Below are 19,946 nucleotides of genomic sequence, written 5' to 3' on the forward strand. Positions count from 1 at the left end.
ATCGTAACAGAGTCTTGGAGGATGGATCGCCGGGGCAAGCCCGGCAATGACAAGTCTTGCGAGAATCGATGCCACCCGTTTTCCGATTCGCTCCCAGCCCCAACGGCTTGCTGCACCTCGGCCACGCCTATTCCGCACTGCTGAACTTCCAGCGGGCGCGCGCGACCGGCGGCCGATTGCTGCTGCGGATCGAGGACATCGACGCGACGCGGTGCCGGCCGGAATTCGAGGCGGCGATCTACGAGGATCTCGCCTGGCTCGGGATTGACTGGGAGATGCCAGTGCGGCGGCAGTCGGAGCATCTCGCCGATTATCGCGCCGTGCTTGAAAAGCTGTCGGCGCTCGGGCTCGTCTATCCCGCCTTCGAAAGCCGTGCCGAGATCGCAAGGCTCGTTGCTACGCGCGAGGCAGAAGGCCCGTGGCCGCGCGATCCCGACGGCGCGCCGCTTTATCCCGGCGATTCCAAATCGCTGCCTGCCGACGAGCGGGCACGCCTGCTGGCGTCGGGCGCGCCTCACGCGCTGCGGCTCGACATGGCGGCCGCCTGCCGGCGCGTCGGGGGCCTGAGCTGGAACGAACTCGGCGAGGGGCCGGATGGCGAGCGCGGCATCGTCCCGGCGCGGCCGGAGGTCTGGGGCGACGTGATCCTGGCCCGCAAGGAGACGCCGACCAGCTACCATCTGTCTGTGGTCGTCGACGACGCGCTGCAGGACGTCAGCGAGATCGTGCGGGGCCAAGACCTGTTTCACGCCACCGCGGTGCACCGCTTGCTCCAGGTCCTGCTTGGCCTGCCGGAGCCCGTCTATCGCCATCACCGGCTGATTTGCGACAGCGCGGGGCGGAAGCTGTCGAAATCGAGCCGCTCGACCGGTCTGCGTGCCTTGCGTGCGGCTGGCGTTACGCCCGCCGGCATCTGCCAGCTGGTGGGATTAGGTTAAGTTTCTCTGGGGGTTAGCAAAAGGCTGCCGTGACTCCGGGTGTTCCGCCGTGCCATGCTCGGCGAACAGCCCGGGGGCCCGAAGGGAATACTTCGAAGGGGATTCATGGCGGCGAAGAAGCGCCCAGCGCGCAGCACGTGGACGTCCAGGCGGCCGCCTCGGAAGAGGTCCGAGGCGACCGGACAGGTGCGCAAGCGCAGCACCAGGACGGTCGCGCCTGATGTGGTCCAGGCGGCGCTCGCTGCCTTTGCCCATGAGGTTCGCACCCCCCTGACCGGCATTCTGGCGATCAGCGATCTGCTCGCGACCTCCGATCTCGGTGAACGGGAGCGGCGCTGGGCCGACACCATCAAGGCCGGTGCCGAGCATCTGGCGAGCCTTGCCACCCTGTTCGTGGACGCGGGCAGAACCGGCAAGGGGGCCGGGAAGGGCGGCACGCTGCGGCAGGATCTGTTCGATCTGCGCACGCTCGCCCGCAGTGCCGGCGATTCGCTGGCGGGGCGCGCTGCGGCCAAGGGTCTCCAGGCCCAGGTCGACATCTCCGAAAAGCTCCCAGGCCTCGTGGTCGGCGATCCCATCCGTCTTCGCGCCGCGCTCGAGAACCTGATCGACAATGCCGTGAAGTTCACCGACCAGGGCGGCGTCGCGCTCGCGATCGCGCCCGCCAAGAGCAAAGATAAGAGCAAAGCCAAAGGCAGGGTCGGCGTTGCTTTCGCGGTGTCCGACAGCGGCATCGGCCTGACCATGCCCGAGATCAAGCGGCTGTTTCGCCCCTTCACCCAGGCCAATGTCACCATCGCCTCGCGCTTCGGCGGCGCCGGCTTGGGGCTCTCCTCGGTCAAGCAATTGGCGCGAGCGATGGGCGGCGACATCACCGTCTCACAGCGCCGCGGCGGCGGTGCCACCTTCACCCTGACGGTATCGCTGGACGCCTCGGGATCGGGCAAATCCCGCAGCAAGAAAGGCGAGGCCGAGACGGACGCGGTCGCGCCGCTGCGCGTTCTCAGTGTCGAGGACAATCCGTTCGGCCGCGTCGTGCTCAACACCATTTTGACCGAGCTCGGTCATCAAGCCGAGTTCATCGGGCGCGGCGAGGATGCCGTCGGCCGGCTGGCGCAGGGCGCGTTCGATGCGGTGTTGATGGACATGGTGTTGCCGGGCATCGACGGCGTCGAGGCCATCCGGCGGATCCGCACCATGGATGCGCCGCTGGCTCAGATCCCGATCATCGGAGTGTCCGGCCGCGGCGAGGACGAGGCCGCCTCGCGCGAGGCCGGCGCCGACGCCTTCCTGGTCAAGCCTGTGTCTCCGCGGGCGCTAGCGACTGCGCTGCTTGAAGCGACACGCCGTGAGGAAGCCGCGACTTGATGATCGCGGCGTTGAGCTCGCCGCCGTACACGAAGATCGCGGCGATGAAGTACAGAAACACCAGCGCGATGATCACCGAGGCGAGCCCCGCATACATCGTCACGTAGTTATTGGCGAAGCGCGCCAGATATTGCCCGAACACGATACCGGAGATCAGCGACGCCACGATGGTGAAGACGATGCCGGGCAGGATCTGGAGGAAGCCGCGCCGTCCCGCCGGCAGCCAGGCATGCAGGATGATCAGCGCCACCACCAGCGCACCGATGGTGATGCCGTAGCGCAGCCAGGTGAGGATGCTTTCGTTCGATTCGACGAACAGCGGAATGTGTCGCCGCGCGGCCTCGATGATCAGCGGACCGAGCACGATCAGGAAAGCCATGGCGAGGGCAGTGAAGGCTGCAATCAGCGTGTAGGCGATCGATTCCAGCCGCAGCCAGTACCAGCGCCGCATCTCCACTACCGCATAGGCGCGGTTGAGCGCGACCCTGAGCGCCTCGACGCCGTTGGAGGCGAAGTAGACCGACAGCGCCGCGCCGATGGTCAGAATGCCGGTGCGGGTCGTGGTCAGCACGTCGTGGACCTCGCCCGAGATCGAATCGGCGACCTGCTTGGGCCAGATCTGCAGCATCAGGCTGGCGGCTTGGTCGGCGAGTTCCTTGGAGCCGAAGAAGCCGGCGAGCGAGGTCAGCACGATCAGGAACGGAAACAGCGCCATCAGCGTCGACAGCGCGATGTGGCTTGCGATCGCCCAGCCGTCATCGGCCAGGAACGTGTAGAACGCATCCATCACCACGACGTAGATGTAGCGGATCGCTTTCACGTGGCACCTACACCGCTGCTCTCTCTCCCCTGCGCGCAGGGAGAGAGCGGGAGAACAGGCAATGGGCGCAAATCGGAAATCATCGCGCTACCATCTGATATTATTGGCCCAAAAGCCAGTTTGCGAAGCGCCGCGCGAGCCGGGAGTCGATTCCGCCGCAGCACCTGTGGCCCGATGGATTCCGGGTTCGATGCTGCGCATCGCCCCGGAATGACGCCGGAGGCTGCCGAGGCACCATGGCGGACCGACGCGCACGGTGTTATCTAACCCCAATGGCATCTCTCCTGACCACTTTCATCCTGCCGGCGGCAGCCGGTGCAGTCGCCTTGGTGCTGCTGCTTGGTCTCATCAACATGATGCGCGGCGGCTCGCCCAACACTTCGCAGAAGCTGATGCGCTGGCGCGTGCTGCTGCAGTTCGTGGCGATCATCATCGCGATGCTCGCCGTTTGGGCGATGGGACGTTAATCATGGTGCTGCTGAACCGCATCTACACGAAGACCGGTGACGACGGCACGACGGCGCTCGGAACCGGCGAGCGGCGTCCGAAATACGATCTGCGCATCGAGGCCTATGGCACCGTCGACGAGACCAACGCCGCGATCGGCGTCGTCAGGCTCCACGCTGGGGCGATGCCCGAGCTCGACGCGATGCTCGGCCGCATCCAGAACGATCTGTTTGATCTCGGCGCCGATCTCGCGGTGCCCGAGCGCCAAGACAAGGACAAAGGCAAGGCGGAGCGGCTGCGGGTGGTGGCGAGCCAGGTCGAGCGGCTCGAGCGCGACATCGACGCGCTCAACGACAAGCTTGCCCCGCTCACCTCCTTCGTACTTCCCGGCGGTACGCCGGCGGCGGCACATCTCCATGTGGCGCGCACGATATGCCGCAGGGCGGAACGCGTAATCGTGGAACTGGCGGCCCAGCCCGGCGAGCCGGTCAGCGCGGCTGGCATCCAATATATGAACCGCCTGTCGGACTTCCTGTTCGTGGCGAGCCGTGCCGCCAACGGCAATGGGGGCGGCGACGTGCTCTGGGTTCCGGGTCAGAACCGCTGACCATCGCACTCCCGCATTTCAGAAGGCCAAAATTAGGCCCGTTCGCGCGTTGACCGGGGCAGATCAGGCCTTTAGGTTCCGCGCCAGTTGATAACCCCCCTCCCAAATTGAGTGAAAGAGGATCGATGAAGGTCTTAGTGCCGGTAAAGCGGGTGGTCGATTACAACGTCAAGGTCCGCGTCAAGGGCGATGGATCGGGCGTTGAACTCGCCAACGTCAAGATGTCGATGAACCCGTTCGACGAAATCGCAGTCGAGGAAGCGCTGCGCCTGAAGGAAGCCGGCAAGGCGACCGAAGTCGTGGTGGTCTCGATTGGACCTGCGCAGGCGTCGGAGACGATCCGCACCGGTCTTGCCATGGGCGCCGATCGCGGCATCCTGGTGAAAGCGGAAGGCACAGTCGAGCCGCTCGCGGTCGCCAAGATCCTGAAGAAGGTCGCGGACGAAGAGCAGCCCGGCCTGATCATTCTCGGCAAGCAGGCGATCGACGACGATTCCAATCAGACCGGCCAGATGCTGGCTGCGCTGCTCGGCTGGTCGCAGGCGACGTTTGCCTCGAAGCTCGAGGTCGAAGGTTCTGACTTCAAGGTGACCCGCGAAGTCGATGGCGGCCTGCAGACCGTGAAGCTGAAGGGACCGGCGATCGTCACCACCGATCTCCGTCTCAACGAGCCGCGCTACGCCTCGCTGCCCAACATCATGAAGGCGAAGAAGAAGCCGATCGCAGAGAAGGCCGTCGCCGATTACGGCGTCGACGTTGCCGCGCGTCTCGAGGTTCTCAAGACGACCGAACCGGCGGGCCGCAAGGCGGGCGTCAAGGTCAAGGACGTCGCCGAGCTGGTGTCGAAACTCAAGAACGAAGCCGGGGTGCTCTGATGACGACGCTTCTGATTGCCGAACATGACAATGCCTCGCTCAAGGATGCGACCAACAAGGCCCTGACCGCAGCTGGCGCGCTCGGCGCGGATGTCGAGGTCCTGGTCGCTGGCCAGAACGCCAAGGCTGCCGCCGATGCTGCGGCCAAGCTCGCCGGCGTGAAGAAAGTGCTGCTCGCCGACGGAGCCCTCTACGCGCACGATCTCGCCGAGCCGCTGGCCGCGTTGATCGTCTCGCTGGCTTCCAGCTATGACGCGATCGTCGCGCCCGCGACCTCGCGCTTCAAGAACGTGATGCCGCGTGTCGCCGCTCTGCTCGACGTCATGCAGGTGTCGGAGATCATCAAGGTGGTCGCGCCCGACACCTATGAGCGCCCGATCTATGCCGGCAACGCCATTCAGACCGTGAAGTCGAAGGACGCCAAGAAGGTCATCACGGTGCGGACTTCGACCTTCGCTGCTGCAGGCGAGGGTGGCAACGCGCCGGTCGAAAGCGTCGCGGCGGCAGCCGATCCCGGCCTGTCGACCTTTGTCGGTGAGGAGGTTGCCAAGAGCGACCGTCCTGAACTGACCTCGGCCAAGATCATCGTCTCCGGTGGCCGCGCCATGCAGAGCCGCGAGAATTTTGCCAAGTACATCGAGCCGCTCGCCGACAAGCTCGGCGCCGGCGTCGGTGCCTCGCGTGCGGCGGTGGACGCCGGCTATGCGCCGAACGACTGGCAGGTCGGCCAGACCGGCAAGGTCGTGGCCCCCGAGCTCTATGTCGCCGTCGGCATTTCCGGTGCGATCCAGCATCTGGCCGGCATGAAGGACTCCAAGGTGATCGTCGCGATCAACAAGGACGAGGACGCGCCGATCTTCCAGGTTGCCGATTATGGCCTGGTCGCCGACCTCTACCAGGCGGTTCCGGAGCTGACGACCGAACTCGGCAAGCTCGGCAAGTAAAAGACCTCAAAACCACCGGCCGGAGGTATAACTCCGGCCGGTGTTGCTTTTTTGAGCCGTTTTCTTGGCGTGGGGCGCGCCTTCGAAGCGATCCAATCTAGGTTTCGAGCCAAGGTTCTGATTAAATCAGACCTCCCGGCTCAAGGGGTATAGGCAGGGCGCGCGCCTCGCGCGCCGTTCCGGTGGATGACATTATGGCGGCAGTGATCAAGAAGGTCGGCGTGATCGGCGCGGGGCAGATGGGCAATGGCATCGCGCATGTCGCGGCGCTCGCCGGCTTCGACGTGGTGCTCAACGACGTCTCGGCCGATCGCCTCAAATCGGGCATGGCCACCATCAACGGCAATCTGGCGCGCCAGGTCTCCAAGAAGGCCGTCTCCGAGGACGACAAGACCAAGGCGATGGCGCGCATCACGCCCGCCGAAAAGCTCGACGACCTCGCCGATTGCGACCTCGTGATCGAGACCGCGGTCGAGAAGGAAGAGGTCAAGCGCAAGATCTTCCACGAGCTCTGCGCGGTGCTGAAGCCGGAGGCGATCGTCGCCTCCGATACGTCCTCGATCTCGATCACCCGGCTGGCCGCCGCCACCGACCGCCCCGAGCGCTTCATCGGCATTCACTTCATGAATCCGGTTCCGCTGATGGAGCTGGTGGAATTGATCCGCGGCATCGCCACCGACGATTCGACCTTCGAGACATCAAAGGAATTCGTCGCCAAGCTCGGCAAGCAGGTCGCGGTCTCCGAGGATTTCCCGGCTTTCATCGTCAACCGCATCTTGCTGCCGATGATCAACGAGGCGATCTACACGCTGTACGAGGGCGTCGGCAATGTCGAGGCGATCGACGCGGCGATGAAGCTTGGGGCGCACCATCCGATGGGCCCGCTCGAGCTTGCCGATTTCATCGGGCTGGATACCTGTCTCTCCATCATGCAGGTGCTGCACGAGGGCCTCGCCGACTCCAAGTACCGCCCGTGCCCGCTGCTGGTGAAATACGTCGAAGCTGGCTGGCTCGGCCGCAAGACCCAGCGCGGCTTCTACGACTACCGCGGCGCCAAGCCGGTTCCGACGCGCTGATCCACCTTACGGCACCTCGGCCTGTATCAATTCATGTCGCGTTAACCTCTCGCGCCTAGGTTACGGCCGGTACGAGGGTTCGCGTAATGGACATGATGGCAATGGTCAGCACGATGCTGGCCGCTCAGCAAGGGGCGCTGCAGTCGAATATCGCGGCGACGCTGACCAAGCAGAACGCGGATATGGAGAGATCCACCGTCCTGACGCTGCTCGGCGCCGGCCAGCCCTCGCTCGCCAATGTCGGCCCTGGCGTCGGCGGCAATCTCAACGTGACGGCCTAGCCGCATGATCCGGAAACGTGGGAACCGGTTTTCCGATCAGATCATGCGAAAAACGAGCCTCTAAAGCGACGCGGCGGCCTTGCCGGTTGCGGCCCGGATCAGCTTGAGCGCATCCTCGCTCGCCCATTCCGCCGGCCCAGCGATCGTCGCGATCTCGCAGCCTTGCGGGTCGACCAACACGGAGGTCGGCATGCCCAGGGCCCGGCCTATGGCCTTAAGATCCTGAAAAACCTTGGCTTTCTGATCGCTAAAATAGCTGAGTTTGGCCAGATTGGCCTCTTTCAGGAAGTTTTTCGGCTTCTCGGGGTCGCGGGTGTCGATATTGATCGCCACCACCTCGAAATTCGGGCCCGACAGCTTGCCCTGGAGCTCGTCGAGCGCCGGCATTTCCTTCCGGCACGGCACGCACCAGGTGGCCCAAAGGTTGACCAGCAGCGTCTTGCCGCGGAAATCCGACAGCTTCTTCGGCTTGCCGTCGGTGTCCTCGAAGGCGAGGTCGGGCAGCTTCAGTGGCGCGCTCGCCATGGTCAGCGCCGCCAGCTCGCCATGGGCGAGCGGGGCGATTTTCTGCGCCGTCGCCACCGCCGGCTTGCAGGTCGGATCGCCGCCAGGCGACCGGCCCAGGCCCAGCCCGTACAGCGCGGCAAAGCCCGCCAGGCCCCCGATCGCCACGGTGGCGATGACGAGGGGGATCCGGCGCGTGGCGGAGGGCTTCTGGTCGAGCATATCGTTTGTCATCCGGTCGCAGATATGGCTATCAGGGGCCTCTTAATACGGCTGGGGGCGGGCAGCAAACGTGCGGCAAATCAAGGCGTGAGCAGGGGATCATGAGCAACAAGATGTGGGGCGGCCGGTTCTCGGAACGTCCCGATGAGATCATGGAAGAGATCAACGTCTCCATCGACGTCGATCGTCACCTCTTCGCCCAGGACATCGCCGCGTCCAAGGCCCACGCTGCGATGCTCGCCAGCCAAGGCATCATCACGGGCTCTGATGCGAAAAATATCGGCAAGGGTCTAGACACGATTTTGTCAGAGATCGGCAAGGGCGGCTTCGCGTTCAAGCGCGCGCTCGAGGACATCCATATGAATGTCGAGAGCCGCCTGTCCGAGCTGATCGGCCCGGCTGCCGGCCGCCTGCACACCGCGCGCTCACGCAACGACCAGGTCGCGACTGACTTCCGTCTCTATGTCCGCGACATCGTCGACGAGACCGATGCGGCGCTCGCCGCGTTCCAGCACGCCCTGGTCGAGCGTGCGCTGGAGCACGCCGGCACCGTGATGCCCGGCTTCACGCATCTGCAGACCGCGCAGCCCGTGACCTTCGGCCATCATCTGCTTGCCTATGTCGAGATGGCCGCGCGCGATCGCGGCCGCTTCCAGGATGCGCGCAAGCGGCTCAACGAATCCCCGCTCGGCGCCGCCGCTCTGGCCGGCACCTCGTTCCCGATCGACCGCCATGCCACAGCGAAGGCGCTCCTCTTCGACCGGCCAATGGCGAACTCGCTCGATGCCGTCTCCGACCGCGACTTCGTGCTGGAGACGCTGTCGGCGGCCTCGATCTGCGCCGTGCATATGTCGCGCTTCGCCGAGGAGATCGTGATCTGGACCTCGCCGCTGGTCGGCATGATCCGGCTCAGCGACAAGTTCACCACGGGATCCTCGATCATGCCGCAGAAGCGCAATCCGGACGCCGCCGAGCTCGTGCGCGCCAAGACCGGCCGCGTCATCGGCGCGCTCAACGGCCTGCTGATCGTGATGAAGGGCCTGCCGCTCGCTTATCAAAAGGACATGCAGGAGGACAAGCAGGGCGCCATGGAAGGTTTCGCGGCGCTGTCGCTGGCGATCCGTGCCATGACCGGCATGGTCCGCGACCTCGTGCCTGACCAAGCCAAGATGAAGCTTGCTGCGGGCGAGGGCTATGCCACCGCAACCGATCTCGCCGACTGGCTGGTGCGGACGCTGAAAATGCCGTTCCGCGAGGCCCATCACGTCACCGGCCGCATCGTCGCCAAGGCCGCCGAGGGCGGCGTGGCGCTGCACGAGCTGCCGCTCAAGGAGATGCAGGCGATCGAGCCGAAGATCACCAAGGACGTGTTCGGCGTGCTCTCGGTCGAATCGTCGGTGAAGAGCCGCACCAGCTTCGGCGGCACCGCGCCGAAGAACGTGGCGTCGCAGGCCAAGGCCTGGTTGAGACGGCTGGAAAAAGAGCGAAAATTGGGCTGAGGGCAAAATTTCGCTGATGTTTCATAGTCATCCGGGCTCTCGCCAGAGCGTGCCAATCTCTGTATGGTGCCGCCCGCGTAGTGGGGATTTCGTCGTGACGTCAAAGTTTCGCCCGGCCGGTTCGGGGTGGGCCATCATTGTCTTGAGCCTGACGGCGCTCGCGCTGGCCGGATGCGGCCGCAAGGGTCCGCTGGATCTGCCGCCGACCGCCGCCAACGCGCCTGCAGCCACCGGCGGCGCGCCCGTCGACGAGACCGCAGCCCAGAAGACGCCGAGCCTGTTCGACCCCACCTCCACTTCCGGCGCGGATGCCGCGCCCGCGGCGGCCAAGGGTCGGAAGAAACCGTTTATTCTCGACCCGCTCCTGGACGAACCTCCCGGCAGGAAATAAGCCGGGACAACCGAGCCTAAGCCATGAACCATTTCGACTATCGCAACGGCGTGCTGCACGCCGAGGCGGTGAACCTGTCCGAGCTGGCCGCCACCGTCGGCACGCCGTTCTATTGCTATTCGACCGCGACGCTGGAGCGGCACTACCGCGTCTTCACCGACGCCTTCGCCGGTGAAAAGGTGCTGGTCTGCTACGCCATGAAGGCGAACTCCAACCAGTCGGTGCTGCGCACGCTGGCCAAGCTCGGCGCCGGCGCCGACGTCGTCTCCGGCGGCGAGTTGAAGCGGGCGCTGGCGGCCGGCATTCCGCCGAACAAGATCCTGTTCTCCGGTGTCGGCAAGACCGAGACGGAGCTGCGCGCCGCGCTCGCCGCCGACATCCTCTGCCTCAACGTCGAATCCGAGCCCGAGCTCGAGCTGCTGTCGCGCCTTGCGACCGAGATGGGCAAGACCGCGCGCATCTCGCTCCGGGTCAATCCCGATGTCGATGCCGGCACGCATGCCAAGATCTCCACCGGCAAGTCCGAGAACAAGTTCGGCATCCCGATCGTGCATGCCCGCGAGGTCTATGCCCGCGCTGCGACACTCCCGGGCATCGAGGTGACCGGCACCGACGTGCATATCGGCAGCCAGATCACCGACCTGTCCGGGATGGAGACCGCGTTCCGCATCCTCTCCGAATTCGTGCAGACGCTGCGCGCCGACGGCCACAACATCAGCCACGTCGATTTCGGCGGCGGTCTCGGCATTCCCTATTACATGGATCGCGAGGCGCCGCCGGCGCCGGCTGCCTATGCCGCCATGGTCAAGCGCGTCAGCCACAATCTCGGCTGCACGCTGATGTTCGAGCCCGGCCGCATGATCGTCGGCAATGCCGGCATCCTGGTCGCCAGGGTGATCTATGTGAAGCACGGCGACGGCAAGAATTTCGTCATCATCGACGCGGCGATGAACGACCTCATTCGCCCGACGCTGTATGAGGCGCATCACGACATCCTGCCGGTGACGCAGCCCGCCGCGGGCGCCGCCACCATCATGGCCGATGTCGTCGGCCCGGTCTGCGAGACCGGCGACTATCTCGCGCTCGACCGTACGCTGCCCGCGCCGAAGCCCGGCGACCTCCTCGCCATCATGACTGCGGGGGCCTATGGCGCAGTGCAGGCCGGCACCTACAACACCCGCCCGCTGGTGCCGGAGGTGCTGGTGAAGGACGACCAGTTCGCCGTCATTCGCCCGCGTGTGGAGGTCGAGCAGCTGATCGCGATGGATACGCCCGCGCCGTGGCTGTGAGGTGACGACCGTAGCCCGGATGGAGCGTTGTGGGACGGCTACTTCCCCCCCAATCCGCCCTTCGCTCCACCGACCACGACGCCCGCCTTCTTCTCGATCGGCTTGATCGCCGCGGTGAAATCCGACTCGGCGCCTTCCGCAGCTATGACGGTCTCCCACAGCCGCCCGACCGCATCCGCAACCTCCATCGACAGGCCGAGCTGCTTCATCTCCTCCAGCGCCAGCCGGACGTCCTTCACCATCAGTCCGGTGGCGAAGCCGAAGTCGAAGCTGCGCGGCAGCACCGAGCGTGGAAACTTGTCGCGGCTCGCCGTGTTCATGCCGGAGCCGGCGTTGATGACGTCGATCATCACGGCGGGGTCGAGCCCGGCTTTCACGCCCATCACTACGGCTTCCGAGGTCGCCACGATCGCCGTCGCCGACAGGAAATTGTTGGCGAGCTTCATGGTCTGCGCCGCGCCCGGCTTCTCGCCGATGAAGAACACTTTTCCAATCACGTCGAGAACCGGTTTGAGCAGCTCGAACTCCGCCTTCGGCCCCGACACCATCACCGCCAGCGTGCCCTTCTCGGCGCCGCCAACGCCGCCGGAGACGGGACAGTCGATCTGCACGATGTCGCGCTTGGCGAGCAGGCCGTGAATCTTCACGGCCATCGCCGAGCCGACCGTGGAGAGATCGACGAAGCGTTTGGCCCGCTTGCCTTCGATCACGCCGTTCGCGCCGGTTGCAACCTCGAGCGAAGCCTGCAGCGAAGGCAGGCTCGCCATCACGGTCTCGACCTGATCGGCGACGTCCTTCGGTGATGTCGCGGCCGTCGCGCCGAGCGCCGCCAGCTTGCCCGCGACCTCGTTGCGCGTGTCGAACACGACGAGCCTGTGCCCGGCCTCGATCAGCCGCCGCGCCATCGGCAAACCCATGTTTCCGAGGCCGATGAATCCGATGTCCATGGTGCTTCCTTGTTTCTTCTTCGTTGTTCGTTGTACGGGAGGCGGCGATTGGCGCTGCTGCTCAGGCCTTGGCGTCGATCTCCGCGAACACCTCGCGCGCGATGCGGAAACTGTCGACCGCGGCGGGCATGCCGCCATAGATCGCGACCTGCATCAGGATCTCGCGGATTTCCTCGCGGGTGACGCCGTTGGTCAGCGCGCCCTTCAGATGCGCGCGGAATTCGTGCTGGCGGTTGAGGATCGCGATCATCGCGATATTGAGCATGCTGCGGGTCTTGCGTGGTAGTTCCTCGCGGCCCCACACCGTGCCCCAGCAATATTCGTTCAGCATTTCCTGGAACGGACGGTTGAACTCGTCGACGTTCTTCAGGGCATTGTTGACATAGGCCTCGCCCAGCACCGCTTTGCGGACCTCCAGGCCCTTGTCGTGCATCTTCTTGTCCATGGCGTTCCCCTTGTTTCCTTGCGCTTGTCGCGGGTGGCGCGGAAATTACGGGGTTGGGCCGGGCCAGTCACGTCCTCGTGTTATGCGGGAAAAGGGGTGTCTCCCGTACAGGAACGGATGCCTCAGTGCTGCCGTTGTGGTACGCTTCTCTCTACCGGGCAACCTGGAGAGCTGATTGAACGGCGTCACCCCCGACCCGTCAGACCCGATCCGCAACGGCGACGCTCTGTCGCGGCTGAAGCTGGCGCAGGCCCTCGATCGGGCCGTCTATGCCATCGCGTGGGAGCGTGCCTGGCCAGATTTCGCACGGCTGCTGACCGTCGTCGGCCTGTTCCTGGTGGTGTCCTGGGCCGGCCTCTGGCTGGCGCTGCCGTTCGTGGCCCGTGCGATCGGTCTTGTCATCTTCGCCGGCATTGCGATCGCTGCCCTGCTTCCCCTGATTCGCTTCCGCTGGCCGAGCCGCGAGGAGGCCCTTGGCCGGCTCGATCGTGGCTCCGGCATCCGTCACCGCCCGGCCACGACGCTGACAGATACGCTGTCCTCGCAGGATCCGGTCGCACTGGCGCTGTGGCAGGCGCAGCGCGAACGGACGCTGGCTTCGCTCAAGCGCATCCGCGCCGGCCTGCCGCATCCGCGGCTCGCGCTGCATGATCCCTGGGCGCTGCGTGCGCTGGTGATGGTGCTGCTGGTTGCGACCTTCTTCGCGGCCGGCGATGAACGCGCGATGCGGCTGGGGGCCGCGTTCGACTGGAACGGCGTGCTGGCGCCCGCCAATGTTCGCGTCGATGCCTGGGTCCCCCCGCCGCTCTATACCGGCAAGCCGCCGGTCATTCTGTCGGCCGCCAACAAGGAGGCTGCGGCGCTGCCCACCAGCGGACCGCTTGCTGTTCCCGCAGGCTCGACCCTGATCGTGCGCTCCTCCGGCGGCAGTCTGGATGTCGTCGTCTCCGGCGGCCTCAAGGAGGTCGCCCCGGCCGAGGCCGCGCCCAAGGGCACCAACGAGAAGCATTTTGCCATCACCGGCGACGGCACCGCGCATGTCCGCGCGCCGTCCGGTCAGCCGCAATGGGCGTTCGCGGCAACGCCGGACCGTGCGCCGACGATCGCGCTCGCTAAGGATCCCGAGCGCCAGGCGCGCGGCGGGCTGCAGCTCTCCTACAAGATCGAGGACGACTACGGCGTGACAGGTGCGGATGCGCATATTGCCTTGCGCTCCGACGACGCCAAGAATGGCGGCAAGGATTCTGACGGCAAGGCCGCGGCGCGGCCGCTGTTCGAGCCGCCGCAATTCCCGCTCGTGCTGCCGAACGCGCGCACCCGCAACGGCGTCGGCCAGACGGTGAAGGACCTCAGCGAGGATCCCTATGCCGGCGCCGACGTCACGCTGACGCTCACCGCCAAGGACGAGGCCGGCAACGAGGCCAAGAGCGAACCCTTCAACATGCGCCTGCCCGAGCGTCTGTTCACCAACTCGCTGGCGCGCGCGCTGATCGAGCAGCGCCGTATCCTCGCGCTCGACGCCAACAGGAATTCGGACGTCTACACCGCGCTCGACGCGCTGATGATCGCACCCGAATTGTTCACGCCGGATGCCGGCTGCTATCTCGGCCTTCGGAGCCTCGCGACCCAGCTCGAGGCTGCCCGCACCGACGATGCGCTGCGCAATGTGGTGGCGAGCATGTGGGCCTTCGCGGTCACCATCGAGGACGACGGCGTTGCCGGCAGCGTCAATGCCGCGCTGCGCTCGGCGCAGGATGCGCTCAAGGCGGCGCTGGACCGCGGTGCCAGCGAGGATGAGCTCAGGGTGCTGACGCAAAAGCTTCGCGAGGCCATGGCGGGCAAGGTGCGTGATCTCGCCCGGCGCGCCGAGCAGAACCCGCTCGGGCCGCGGCAGCCGTTCCCTGCGGAGGTCCAGCTCATCCTCGACAAGGCGATCGAGCTCCGACAGAAGACTCAGCATGCGACGCCTGAGCAGCTCGCAGAGCTGGCGCAGCAGCAGGACGCGTTGCGCGAGCAGCTTCAGGCCTATCGAAAGTCGGCGAACAGCCGTGCCAACAAGGCGGGGGACGACCAGACCAACCAGTTTACGCGAGACCGGAAATGCGGAAGCTAGCGCGCGTGCCAGTCTTGAAGGCGATGTCGATCGCCTGCTTCGCCTTGCTGCTCGGCGGCGTCTCGCCGGCCGCTGCTCAGCTGGGTCAGGATCCCGACGCGCTGCTCGATAGCGCCGAAAAGGCGATGCAGGAGTCCGGCGACAGCCTCAGGCAGAAAGAATCCGGCAAGAGCCTCGGCAATCAGTCCGATGCCATCCAGAAGCTCGAAGAGTACAAGCGGGCGACGGAGCGGAGCCAATCCTCCAGTCGCGATCGCAACGTCGTCACGCAGCGCGATCTGGACGACCTCCTGCGGCAGATCGAGAAGGCCGCACGCGAGGGCAATAAGGAAGCGGCGCAGCGCCTGCTCGAGCAGCTCGCGCAGATCATGGAAAATCTCCAGATGGCGCAGCCGGGGCAGTCCGGCGACAGCGAGATGGAGCAGGCGCTGAACGAGCTGAGCGACATGATCCGCAAGCAGCAGCAATTGCGCGACAAGACGTTCAAGCAGGGCCAGGATTCCCGGCGCGACCGCTCGCGCGGCAAGCAGGGCGACCAGTCGATGTCGGACCTGCAGCAGGATCAGCAGTCGCTGCGCGACCGCCTGAAGAAGCTGCAGGACGAGCTCGCCAAGCGCGGCCTCGCGCAGAAGGGGCAAAAGGGTCAGAAAGGTCAGCAGGGACAAAAAGGCCAGCAGGGCGACCCGAGCCAGAACGGCGATCAGGACGGCGACCAGGGCGATGACGACGGTAGCCTCGACGCCGCCGACGGCGCCATGGGGGATGCCGGCTCGAAGCTCGGCGAGGGCAATGCCGATGGCGCCGTGGACTCGCAGGGCAAGGCTCTCGAGGCCATGCGCAAGGGCGCGCAGAAGATGGCCGAGGCGATGCAGCAGGGCGATGGCGACGGACAGGGCGATGGTCCCGGCAATCGGGCCGGCCGTCAGCAGAGCGGCGGCAGCCAGACCGATCCGCTGGGACGCCCGCTTCACGGCCGCGATCTCAGCGACGACTACACCGTCAAGATTCCGGGCGAGATCGACGCCCAGCGTGTCCGCCGCATCCTCGAAGAGCTCCGCCGCCGCCTCGGCGACAGCTCGCGCCCGCAGATCGAGCTCGATTACATCGAGCGGCTGCTGAAGGATTTCTGAGGCGGGCTCGCCTCTGGCTCACTGTCATCGCCGGCTTGACCGGGCGACCCAGTATTCCAGAGACCTGCCTGAAGAGCTCGCTCTCATCGCTTCCGCCGCGGCGTACTGGATGCCCGGTCAAGCCGGGGCATGACAGCGGAGCATGTGGCGACCGCCGCGCTATCCCTTCTTCGCCGCCAGCGCGTCCGCCACGGCGGTGCGGATGTCGGCGACCGAGAATGGCTTGGTCACGACATCGTGCACCAGTGCATTGAGGTTCGAGGCGCGCTCGCGCTGGTCGGCAAAGCCGGTCATCAAAAGGATGGTCAAATCGGGGAAATCGCGCGCAGCAGAGAGCGCCAGCGCGATGCCGTCCATGACCGGCATCTGGATATCGGTGAGCAACAGATCGAAGGCGCCGTCCTCGCGGATCAGGATTTCCAGCGCCTCGGCGCCGTCCTGCGCGGTGACGGTCTCGTGGCCGTCCATGGCGATGGCGCGCGCCACCAGCGTGCGCATCGAATCCTCGTCGTCGGCGATCAGGATTTTGGGCATGGGACGAACCTTCCCGTGCGGAACTCTATCAGCTGATTACACGCTGCCGCCGGCAATGTCGCGCCGGTTGAAGAAGCGAACGTCGATATTGCGGCCCTCCGGCGGCGGCGAGGCGAGGCGCGAGCGGAAGAAGGCGCGCTCGCCGGGCCGCAGCACGGTCTGCTCCAGCACAGTATTCCAGGCGTAGATTTCCGCGCCTTGCGCGTCGCGCACGGCGAAGCGCAGCCGCGGGATGTCGAGCGGCTTCTTGCTCTCGCCGACGATCACGCCCTCGATCACCAGCACCTGCTTACCGTCCACGGTCTCACTGGAGAGCTTTACGTCCTTGAAGGCAAGGCCCCGCAGGTTCACCTCGAGCCCGACCAGCTTGTAGAACGCTGCCGTCTGGGGCAGCAGCCGCACCACGTCGCCACGCCAGATCACCAGCGCCAGCACCAGTGCGCCCATCGCCGCACAGGCGGTCGGCAGGCCGAAATAGGATTTTCGGGGGGCTATGGCGGCGGCGGGGCGGCTGACCCGCGCACCGGGGCGGCGGAACAGGCCGCGGAACCAGGACTGGTGCTGCGCGCCGGCGACCTCCTCCTCGGCCTCCCGGGCCGCCGCCGACCACTCGTCCTCGGTTTCCTTGGCCGCTTCATCCGGCCAGTCGCTGGCGATCGAGGGGCTGTCGACGACCGGCGCATCGGCGGCGCCGTCGTCCTTGGCGTAGGAATTCCACTGTTCGGCGAGGTCGGACTGGTCGTCGGCTTGGCTGGCTGCGACCATTGCCGGAACGGACGCCTCCTCGATGGCATCCTCTGCATGGGCGATCCAGGTCTCCTTGCAGCGGGAACAGCGGACCGCCCGCCCGTTCGCTCCCAGGCTCGCGAGCTTGATGGCGTAGGATGTCATACAATGGGGGCAGACGATATGCATGGACGAGCCTTGATGCATGGATGAGTAGACCGAGAACTTGACGATACCTGTCGCGGAGAACCGGGCGGCAGGATGCTGTCAAATATGCTACAGGCGGACCGTTAACGAACCGGAAACCATAACGGCGGCAAAAACCGGTGATCGCGCATGGCGGAGCGCTGCATTGCGACCCGCGCCCCCCTCTCGAACGGAGCTGAGCTTGGTTCGGTTCGAAAATGTCGGATTGCGTTACGGTCTGGGGCCGGAGATCCTGCGCGACCTCAGCTTCCAGATCCCGGCGCATTCGTTCCAGTTTCTCACCGGTCCGTCCGGTGCCGGCAAGACCTCGCTGCTGCGGCTGCTTTTTCTGTCGCATCGGCCGACGCGAGGCCTCGTCAATCTGTTCGGCCACGACATCTCGCAGCTCGGCAAGGACGAGATCGCCGATTTGCGCAAGCGCATCGGCATCGTGCTCCAGGACTTCCGCCTGCTCGACCACATGACGACCTATGAGAACGTCGCGCTGCCGTTCCGCGTCATGGGCCGCAGCGAGTCGAGCTACCGCAAGGAGGTGATCGATCTGCTGCGCTGGGTCGGACTCGGCGACCGCATGGACGCGCTGCCGCCGATCCTGTCGGGCGGCGAGAAGCAGCGCGCGGCGATCGCGCGCGCCGTGATCTCGCGGCCGCAGCTGCTGCTCGCGGACGAACCGACCGGCAGCGTCGATCCGACGCTCGGACGCCGCCTGTTGCGGCTCTTCATCGAGCTCAACAAGTCGGGCACGGCCGTCATCATCGCGACCCACGACATCGGCCTGATGGACCAGTATGAGGCGCGGCGGCTGGTGCTGCATCAGGGACGGCTGCACGTCTATGAGTAGGCTGGACGAGCGCGGCGTGCTGGTCGACCTCGGACAGGAGCGTCCGCAGCTGCCGGCCAGGGCGCGCAACATGTCGCCGATCGTGCCGCGCGCCTCGATCCAGGGCCGGGCGCTGGTCGCCGTCGTTGCCATCATGACCTTCCTCGCCTCGATGACGACGGGCACGGTGCTGCTGGTGAGTGCCTCCGCCGCGGAATGGCAGTCGGAGGTCGCGAGCGAAATCACCATCCAGGTTCGTCCGCAGACCGGCCGCGATCTCGAACGCGACGCGGCCGCGGTGACGGAGGCGATGCGGGCGCAAGCTGGCATCGTCGAAGTAAAGCCGTTCAGCAAGGAGGAGAGCGGCAAGCTGCTCGAGCCCTGGCTCGGCACCGGGCTGTCGATGGACGATCTGCCGGTGCCGCGCATGATCATCGCGCGGGTGCAACCCGGCACGCCGCTCGATCTCAGTGCCTTGCGCGCCCGGGTGAGCCAGGTCGCGCCGGGTGCCAGCGTCGACGATCATCGCGCCTGGATCGAGCGGATGCGCTCGATGACCAACGCCACCGTGCTCGCCGGCCTCGGCATCCTCGCGCTCGTCATCGTCGCCACGATCATCTCCGTCTCGTTCGCGACCCGCGGCGCCATGGCGGCGAACCGCCCGATCGTCGAGGTGCTGCATTTCGTCGGTGCCGGCGACCGCTACATTGCCAACCACTTCCTGCGCCATTTCCTCCGCCTGGGGCTGGAGGGCGGCGTGATCGGCGGCGGCGTCGCCATGCTGCTGTTCGGCTTCTCGGAGTCGATCGCCGGCTGGTTTTCCGGCACGCCGGTCGGTGACCAGTTCGCAGCCCTGCTCGGCACCTTCTCGCTGCGCCCGTCCGGCTATGTCGTGCTCGCGGTGCAGGCGGTGCTGATCGGCGCCGTCACCGCGGTTGCCTCGCGCCAGACGCTGTTCGCGACGCTGAATGACATCGACTAGGCCAGATAAACTGGACTCCACTTCGCCTTAAAACGTCCTAAAATCGCTTCAGGGAAGGGACTGCCGACATCACATGACCTCGCCGACCGACGATCGATCGCCGAAACTGCCGCGCGGCTGGCTGCGCGCGGCCGTCGTGTCGATGGTTGCGCTCGCCTTCGTCGGCGCTGCGGCGGGCTTCGTTGCGTTCCTGTCGCATTTGCGGGGCGGCGAGATGGCGCCGGGCAGCAAGGCGGACGGCATCGTCGTCCTGACCGGCGGCTCCTCGCGAGTGTCGGACGCGATGGAATTGCTCGCTGCCGGCTACGGCAGGAGGCTGCTGATCTCCGGCGTGCATCCGACCTCGACGGCGAGCGACATCTCCAGGACATTGCCGGAGAACCAGTCCTTCATGACCTGCTGCGTCGACCTCGACCGCTCCGCGCTCTCGACCCGTGGCAATGCGGCGGAGGCGCGGCGCTGGGCCGAGGGGCGCCGCTTCAAGTCGCTGATCGTGGTCACCTCGAACTACCACATGCCGCGCGCGCTGGTCGAATTCTCGCATGCGATGCCGCAGATGACACTGATCCCGTTCGCGGTGGTCGGCGACAAATGGCGCGAGGAGCCGTGGTGGACCTCGGCGTCCACCTTGCGGCTCCTGCTGTCGGAATATGTCAAGTACATCGCGGCCGAGGTCAGGGTGCGGCTGGAGGATTTCGGGATTGACCTTTGGCCTGAAGTGTCGGACCAGCCTGCAGGTCAGCAGCCGAGGCGGCCCGCTACCGCCCAAGCCAACTGACAG

22 protein-coding genes are annotated in these 19,946 nt (G+C 65.9%); 16 read left to right on the plus strand and 6 right to left on the minus strand.

Annotated features, from left to right (window positions below; translation table 11 throughout):
* Positions 1-68 precede the first annotated feature (68 nt).
* Positions 69-938, plus strand: a complete 870-nt coding sequence (gluQRS, locus tag X268_RS01685) for a tRNA glutamyl-Q(34) synthetase GluQRS (RefSeq protein ID WP_128923324.1) — start codon at positions 69-71, stop codon at positions 936-938.
* Positions 939-1,043: 105 nt separating this feature from the next.
* Positions 1,044-2,306, plus strand: a complete 1,263-nt coding sequence (locus X268_RS01690; RefSeq protein WP_128923325.1) for an ATP-binding protein — start codon at positions 1,044-1,046, stop codon at positions 2,304-2,306.
* Here the strand turns inward: X268_RS01690 and X268_RS01695 are convergent.
* Positions 2,233-3,126 (minus strand): YihY/virulence factor BrkB family protein, encoded by an 894-nt coding sequence (locus X268_RS01695; protein WP_128923326.1) that lies wholly within the window; start codon positions 3,124-3,126, stop codon positions 2,233-2,235. The two genes, X268_RS01690 and X268_RS01695, sit on opposite strands and share 74 nt — an antisense overlap.
* A 272-nt stretch (positions 3,127-3,398) precedes the next feature.
* Between X268_RS01695 and X268_RS01700 the strand changes: the two genes are divergently transcribed.
* From X268_RS01700 to X268_RS01725, 6 genes are all read left to right on the plus strand, one after another.
* Positions 3,399-3,593, plus strand: a complete 195-nt coding sequence (locus tag X268_RS01700; RefSeq protein ID WP_028134126.1) for a twin transmembrane helix small protein — start codon at positions 3,399-3,401, stop codon at positions 3,591-3,593.
* Positions 3,594-3,595: 2 nt separating this feature from the next.
* Entirely contained in the window at positions 3,596-4,180 is a 585-nt protein-coding gene (locus X268_RS01705) for a cob(I)yrinic acid a,c-diamide adenosyltransferase (protein ID WP_128923327.1), read from the plus strand.
* Between the two features lie 125 nt (positions 4,181-4,305).
* On the plus strand, positions 4,306-5,055 hold the full coding sequence (locus X268_RS01710) for an electron transfer flavoprotein subunit beta/FixA family protein (RefSeq protein WP_128923328.1): 750 nt from the start codon (positions 4,306-4,308) through the stop codon (positions 5,053-5,055).
* Positions 5,055-5,999 carry an electron transfer flavoprotein subunit alpha/FixB family protein gene (locus X268_RS01715; protein ID WP_128923329.1) on the plus strand — a complete coding sequence of 315 codons (945 nt, stop codon included), beginning with the start codon at positions 5,055-5,057 and terminating at the stop codon, positions 5,997-5,999. Before X268_RS01710 ends, X268_RS01715 begins: the two co-directional genes overlap by 1 nt.
* 194 nt (positions 6,000-6,193) lie before the next feature.
* On the plus strand, positions 6,194-7,075 hold the full coding sequence (locus X268_RS01720) for a 3-hydroxybutyryl-CoA dehydrogenase (protein WP_128923330.1): 882 nt from the start codon (positions 6,194-6,196) through the stop codon (positions 7,073-7,075).
* 86 nt (positions 7,076-7,161) lie between these two features.
* The gene (locus tag X268_RS01725; protein WP_128923331.1) at positions 7,162-7,356 is read left to right on the plus strand and encodes a hypothetical protein; all 195 of its coding nucleotides are present in this window, start codon (positions 7,162-7,164) and stop codon (positions 7,354-7,356) included.
* A gap of 60 nt (positions 7,357-7,416) precedes the next feature.
* Here X268_RS01725 and tlpA read toward each other — a convergent pair whose 3' ends face one another.
* On the minus strand, positions 7,417-8,082 hold the full coding sequence (gene tlpA / locus X268_RS01730; protein ID WP_128923332.1) for a thiol:disulfide interchange protein TlpA: 666 nt from the start codon (positions 8,080-8,082) through the stop codon (positions 7,417-7,419).
* Positions 8,083-8,183: 101 nt separating this feature from the next.
* On the opposite strand from tlpA, the gene argH reads away from it, so the two are divergent.
* The 3 genes from argH to lysA all read left to right on the plus strand — a co-directional run bounded on the left by argH (position 8,184) and on the right by lysA (position 11,261).
* On the plus strand, positions 8,184-9,581 hold the full coding sequence (argH, locus tag X268_RS01735; protein ID WP_128923333.1) for an argininosuccinate lyase: 1,398 nt from the start codon (positions 8,184-8,186) through the stop codon (positions 9,579-9,581).
* A 94-nt stretch (positions 9,582-9,675) separates the two neighbouring features.
* Positions 9,676-9,972, plus strand: a complete 297-nt coding sequence (gene lptM, locus X268_RS01740) for an LPS translocon maturation chaperone LptM (protein ID WP_128923334.1) — start codon at positions 9,676-9,678, stop codon at positions 9,970-9,972.
* 23 nt (positions 9,973-9,995) lie between these two features.
* Positions 9,996-11,261, plus strand: coding sequence for a diaminopimelate decarboxylase (gene lysA, locus X268_RS01745; protein WP_128923335.1), 1,266 nt, complete (start codon positions 9,996-9,998; stop codon positions 11,259-11,261).
* A 38-nt stretch (positions 11,262-11,299) separates the two neighbouring features.
* Here the strand turns inward: lysA and X268_RS01750 are convergent, their stop codons facing one another.
* A complete protein-coding gene (locus X268_RS01750; RefSeq protein ID WP_128923336.1) occupies positions 11,300-12,208 on the minus strand; it encodes an NAD(P)-dependent oxidoreductase in 909 nt (302 codons plus the stop codon).
* 61 nt (positions 12,209-12,269) lie between these two features.
* Positions 12,270-12,653: a carboxymuconolactone decarboxylase family protein gene (locus X268_RS01755; RefSeq protein ID WP_128923337.1), complete on the minus strand. Its 384-nt coding sequence runs from the start codon at positions 12,651-12,653 to the stop codon at positions 12,270-12,272.
* Between the two features lie 175 nt (positions 12,654-12,828).
* On the opposite strand from X268_RS01755, the gene X268_RS01760 reads away from it, so the two are divergent.
* The gene (locus X268_RS01760) at positions 12,829-14,766 is read left to right on the plus strand and encodes a TIGR02302 family protein (RefSeq protein WP_128923338.1); all 1,938 of its coding nucleotides are present in this window, start codon (positions 12,829-12,831) and stop codon (positions 14,764-14,766) included.
* On the plus strand, positions 14,754-15,896 hold the full coding sequence (locus X268_RS01765) for a DUF4175 family protein (protein WP_128923339.1): 1,143 nt from the start codon (positions 14,754-14,756) through the stop codon (positions 15,894-15,896). The genes X268_RS01760 and X268_RS01765 overlap by 13 nt, the downstream gene beginning before the upstream one ends.
* 159 nt (positions 15,897-16,055) lie before the next feature.
* On the opposite strand, the gene X268_RS01770 is transcribed toward X268_RS01765, so the two are convergent.
* Both X268_RS01770 and X268_RS01775 read right to left on the minus strand, forming a co-directional pair.
* Positions 16,056-16,430 carry a response regulator gene (locus tag X268_RS01770; RefSeq protein ID WP_128923340.1) on the minus strand — a complete coding sequence of 125 codons (375 nt, stop codon included), beginning with the start codon at positions 16,428-16,430 and terminating at the stop codon, positions 16,056-16,058.
* Positions 16,431-16,466: 36 nt separating this feature from the next.
* Complete coding sequence (locus tag X268_RS01775; protein ID WP_164937473.1) at positions 16,467-17,345, minus strand: MJ0042-type zinc finger domain-containing protein; 879 nt, start codon at positions 17,343-17,345, stop codon at positions 16,467-16,469.
* 199 nt (positions 17,346-17,544) lie between these two features.
* Here X268_RS01775 and ftsE point away from each other — a divergent pair, with 199 nt between their 5' ends.
* The 3 genes from ftsE to X268_RS01790 all read left to right on the plus strand — a co-directional run bounded on the left by ftsE (position 17,545) and on the right by X268_RS01790 (position 19,943).
* Positions 17,545-18,204, plus strand: coding sequence for a cell division ATP-binding protein FtsE (gene ftsE, locus X268_RS01780; RefSeq protein WP_018646542.1), 660 nt, complete (start codon positions 17,545-17,547; stop codon positions 18,202-18,204).
* The gene (locus X268_RS01785) at positions 18,197-19,165 is read left to right on the plus strand and encodes a cell division protein FtsX (protein WP_128923342.1); all 969 of its coding nucleotides are present in this window, start codon (positions 18,197-18,199) and stop codon (positions 19,163-19,165) included. The genes ftsE and X268_RS01785 overlap by 8 nt, the downstream gene beginning before the upstream one ends.
* Before the next feature lie 73 nt (positions 19,166-19,238).
* Complete coding sequence (locus tag X268_RS01790) at positions 19,239-19,943, plus strand: YdcF family protein (protein WP_128923343.1); 705 nt, start codon at positions 19,239-19,241, stop codon at positions 19,941-19,943.
* Positions 19,944-19,946 lie beyond the last annotated feature (3 nt).

The sequence above is a fragment of the Bradyrhizobium guangxiense genome (assembly GCF_004114915.1).
Classification (GTDB): domain Bacteria; phylum Pseudomonadota; class Alphaproteobacteria; order Rhizobiales; family Xanthobacteraceae; genus Bradyrhizobium; species Bradyrhizobium guangxiense.

Excerpts from the sequence above, each read along its gene's own strand:
- X268_RS01705 (WP_128923327.1), top strand. The coding sequence starts at position 3,596 with ATGGTGCTGCTGAACCGCATCTACACGAAGACCGGTGACGACGGCACG.
- X268_RS01775 (WP_164937473.1), bottom strand. The coding sequence starts at position 17,345 with ATGCATATCGTCTGCCCCCATTGTATGACATCCTACGCCATCAAGCTC.
- X268_RS01710 (WP_128923328.1), top strand. The coding sequence starts at position 4,306 with ATGAAGGTCTTAGTGCCGGTAAAGCGGGTGGTCGATTACAACGTCAAG.
- X268_RS01690 (WP_128923325.1), top strand. The coding sequence starts at position 1,044 with ATGGCGGCGAAGAAGCGCCCAGCGCGCAGCACGTGGACGTCCAGGCGG.
- X268_RS01785 (WP_128923342.1), top strand. The coding sequence starts at position 18,197 with ATGAGTAGGCTGGACGAGCGCGGCGTGCTGGTCGACCTCGGACAGGAG.
- X268_RS01700 (WP_028134126.1), top strand. The coding sequence starts at position 3,399 with ATGGCATCTCTCCTGACCACTTTCATCCTGCCGGCGGCAGCCGGTGCA.
- X268_RS01750 (WP_128923336.1), bottom strand. The coding sequence starts at position 12,208 with ATGGACATCGGATTCATCGGCCTCGGAAACATGGGTTTGCCGATGGCG.
- X268_RS01715 (WP_128923329.1), top strand. The coding sequence starts at position 5,055 with ATGACGACGCTTCTGATTGCCGAACATGACAATGCCTCGCTCAAGGAT.
- tlpA (WP_128923332.1), bottom strand. The coding sequence starts at position 8,082 with ATGCTCGACCAGAAGCCCTCCGCCACGCGCCGGATCCCCCTCGTCATC.
- lysA (WP_128923335.1), top strand. The coding sequence starts at position 9,996 with ATGAACCATTTCGACTATCGCAACGGCGTGCTGCACGCCGAGGCGGTG.
- X268_RS01720 (WP_128923330.1), top strand. The coding sequence starts at position 6,194 with ATGGCGGCAGTGATCAAGAAGGTCGGCGTGATCGGCGCGGGGCAGATG.
- gluQRS (WP_128923324.1), top strand. The coding sequence starts at position 69 with ATGCCACCCGTTTTCCGATTCGCTCCCAGCCCCAACGGCTTGCTGCAC.
- X268_RS01770 (WP_128923340.1), bottom strand. The coding sequence starts at position 16,430 with ATGCCCAAAATCCTGATCGCCGACGACGAGGATTCGATGCGCACGCTG.
- X268_RS01790 (WP_128923343.1), top strand. The coding sequence starts at position 19,239 with ATGACCTCGCCGACCGACGATCGATCGCCGAAACTGCCGCGCGGCTGG.
- X268_RS01725 (WP_128923331.1), top strand. The coding sequence starts at position 7,162 with ATGGACATGATGGCAATGGTCAGCACGATGCTGGCCGCTCAGCAAGGG.
- X268_RS01765 (WP_128923339.1), top strand. The coding sequence starts at position 14,754 with ATGCGGAAGCTAGCGCGCGTGCCAGTCTTGAAGGCGATGTCGATCGCC.
- X268_RS01755 (WP_128923337.1), bottom strand. The coding sequence starts at position 12,653 with ATGGACAAGAAGATGCACGACAAGGGCCTGGAGGTCCGCAAAGCGGTG.
- argH (WP_128923333.1), top strand. The coding sequence starts at position 8,184 with ATGAGCAACAAGATGTGGGGCGGCCGGTTCTCGGAACGTCCCGATGAG.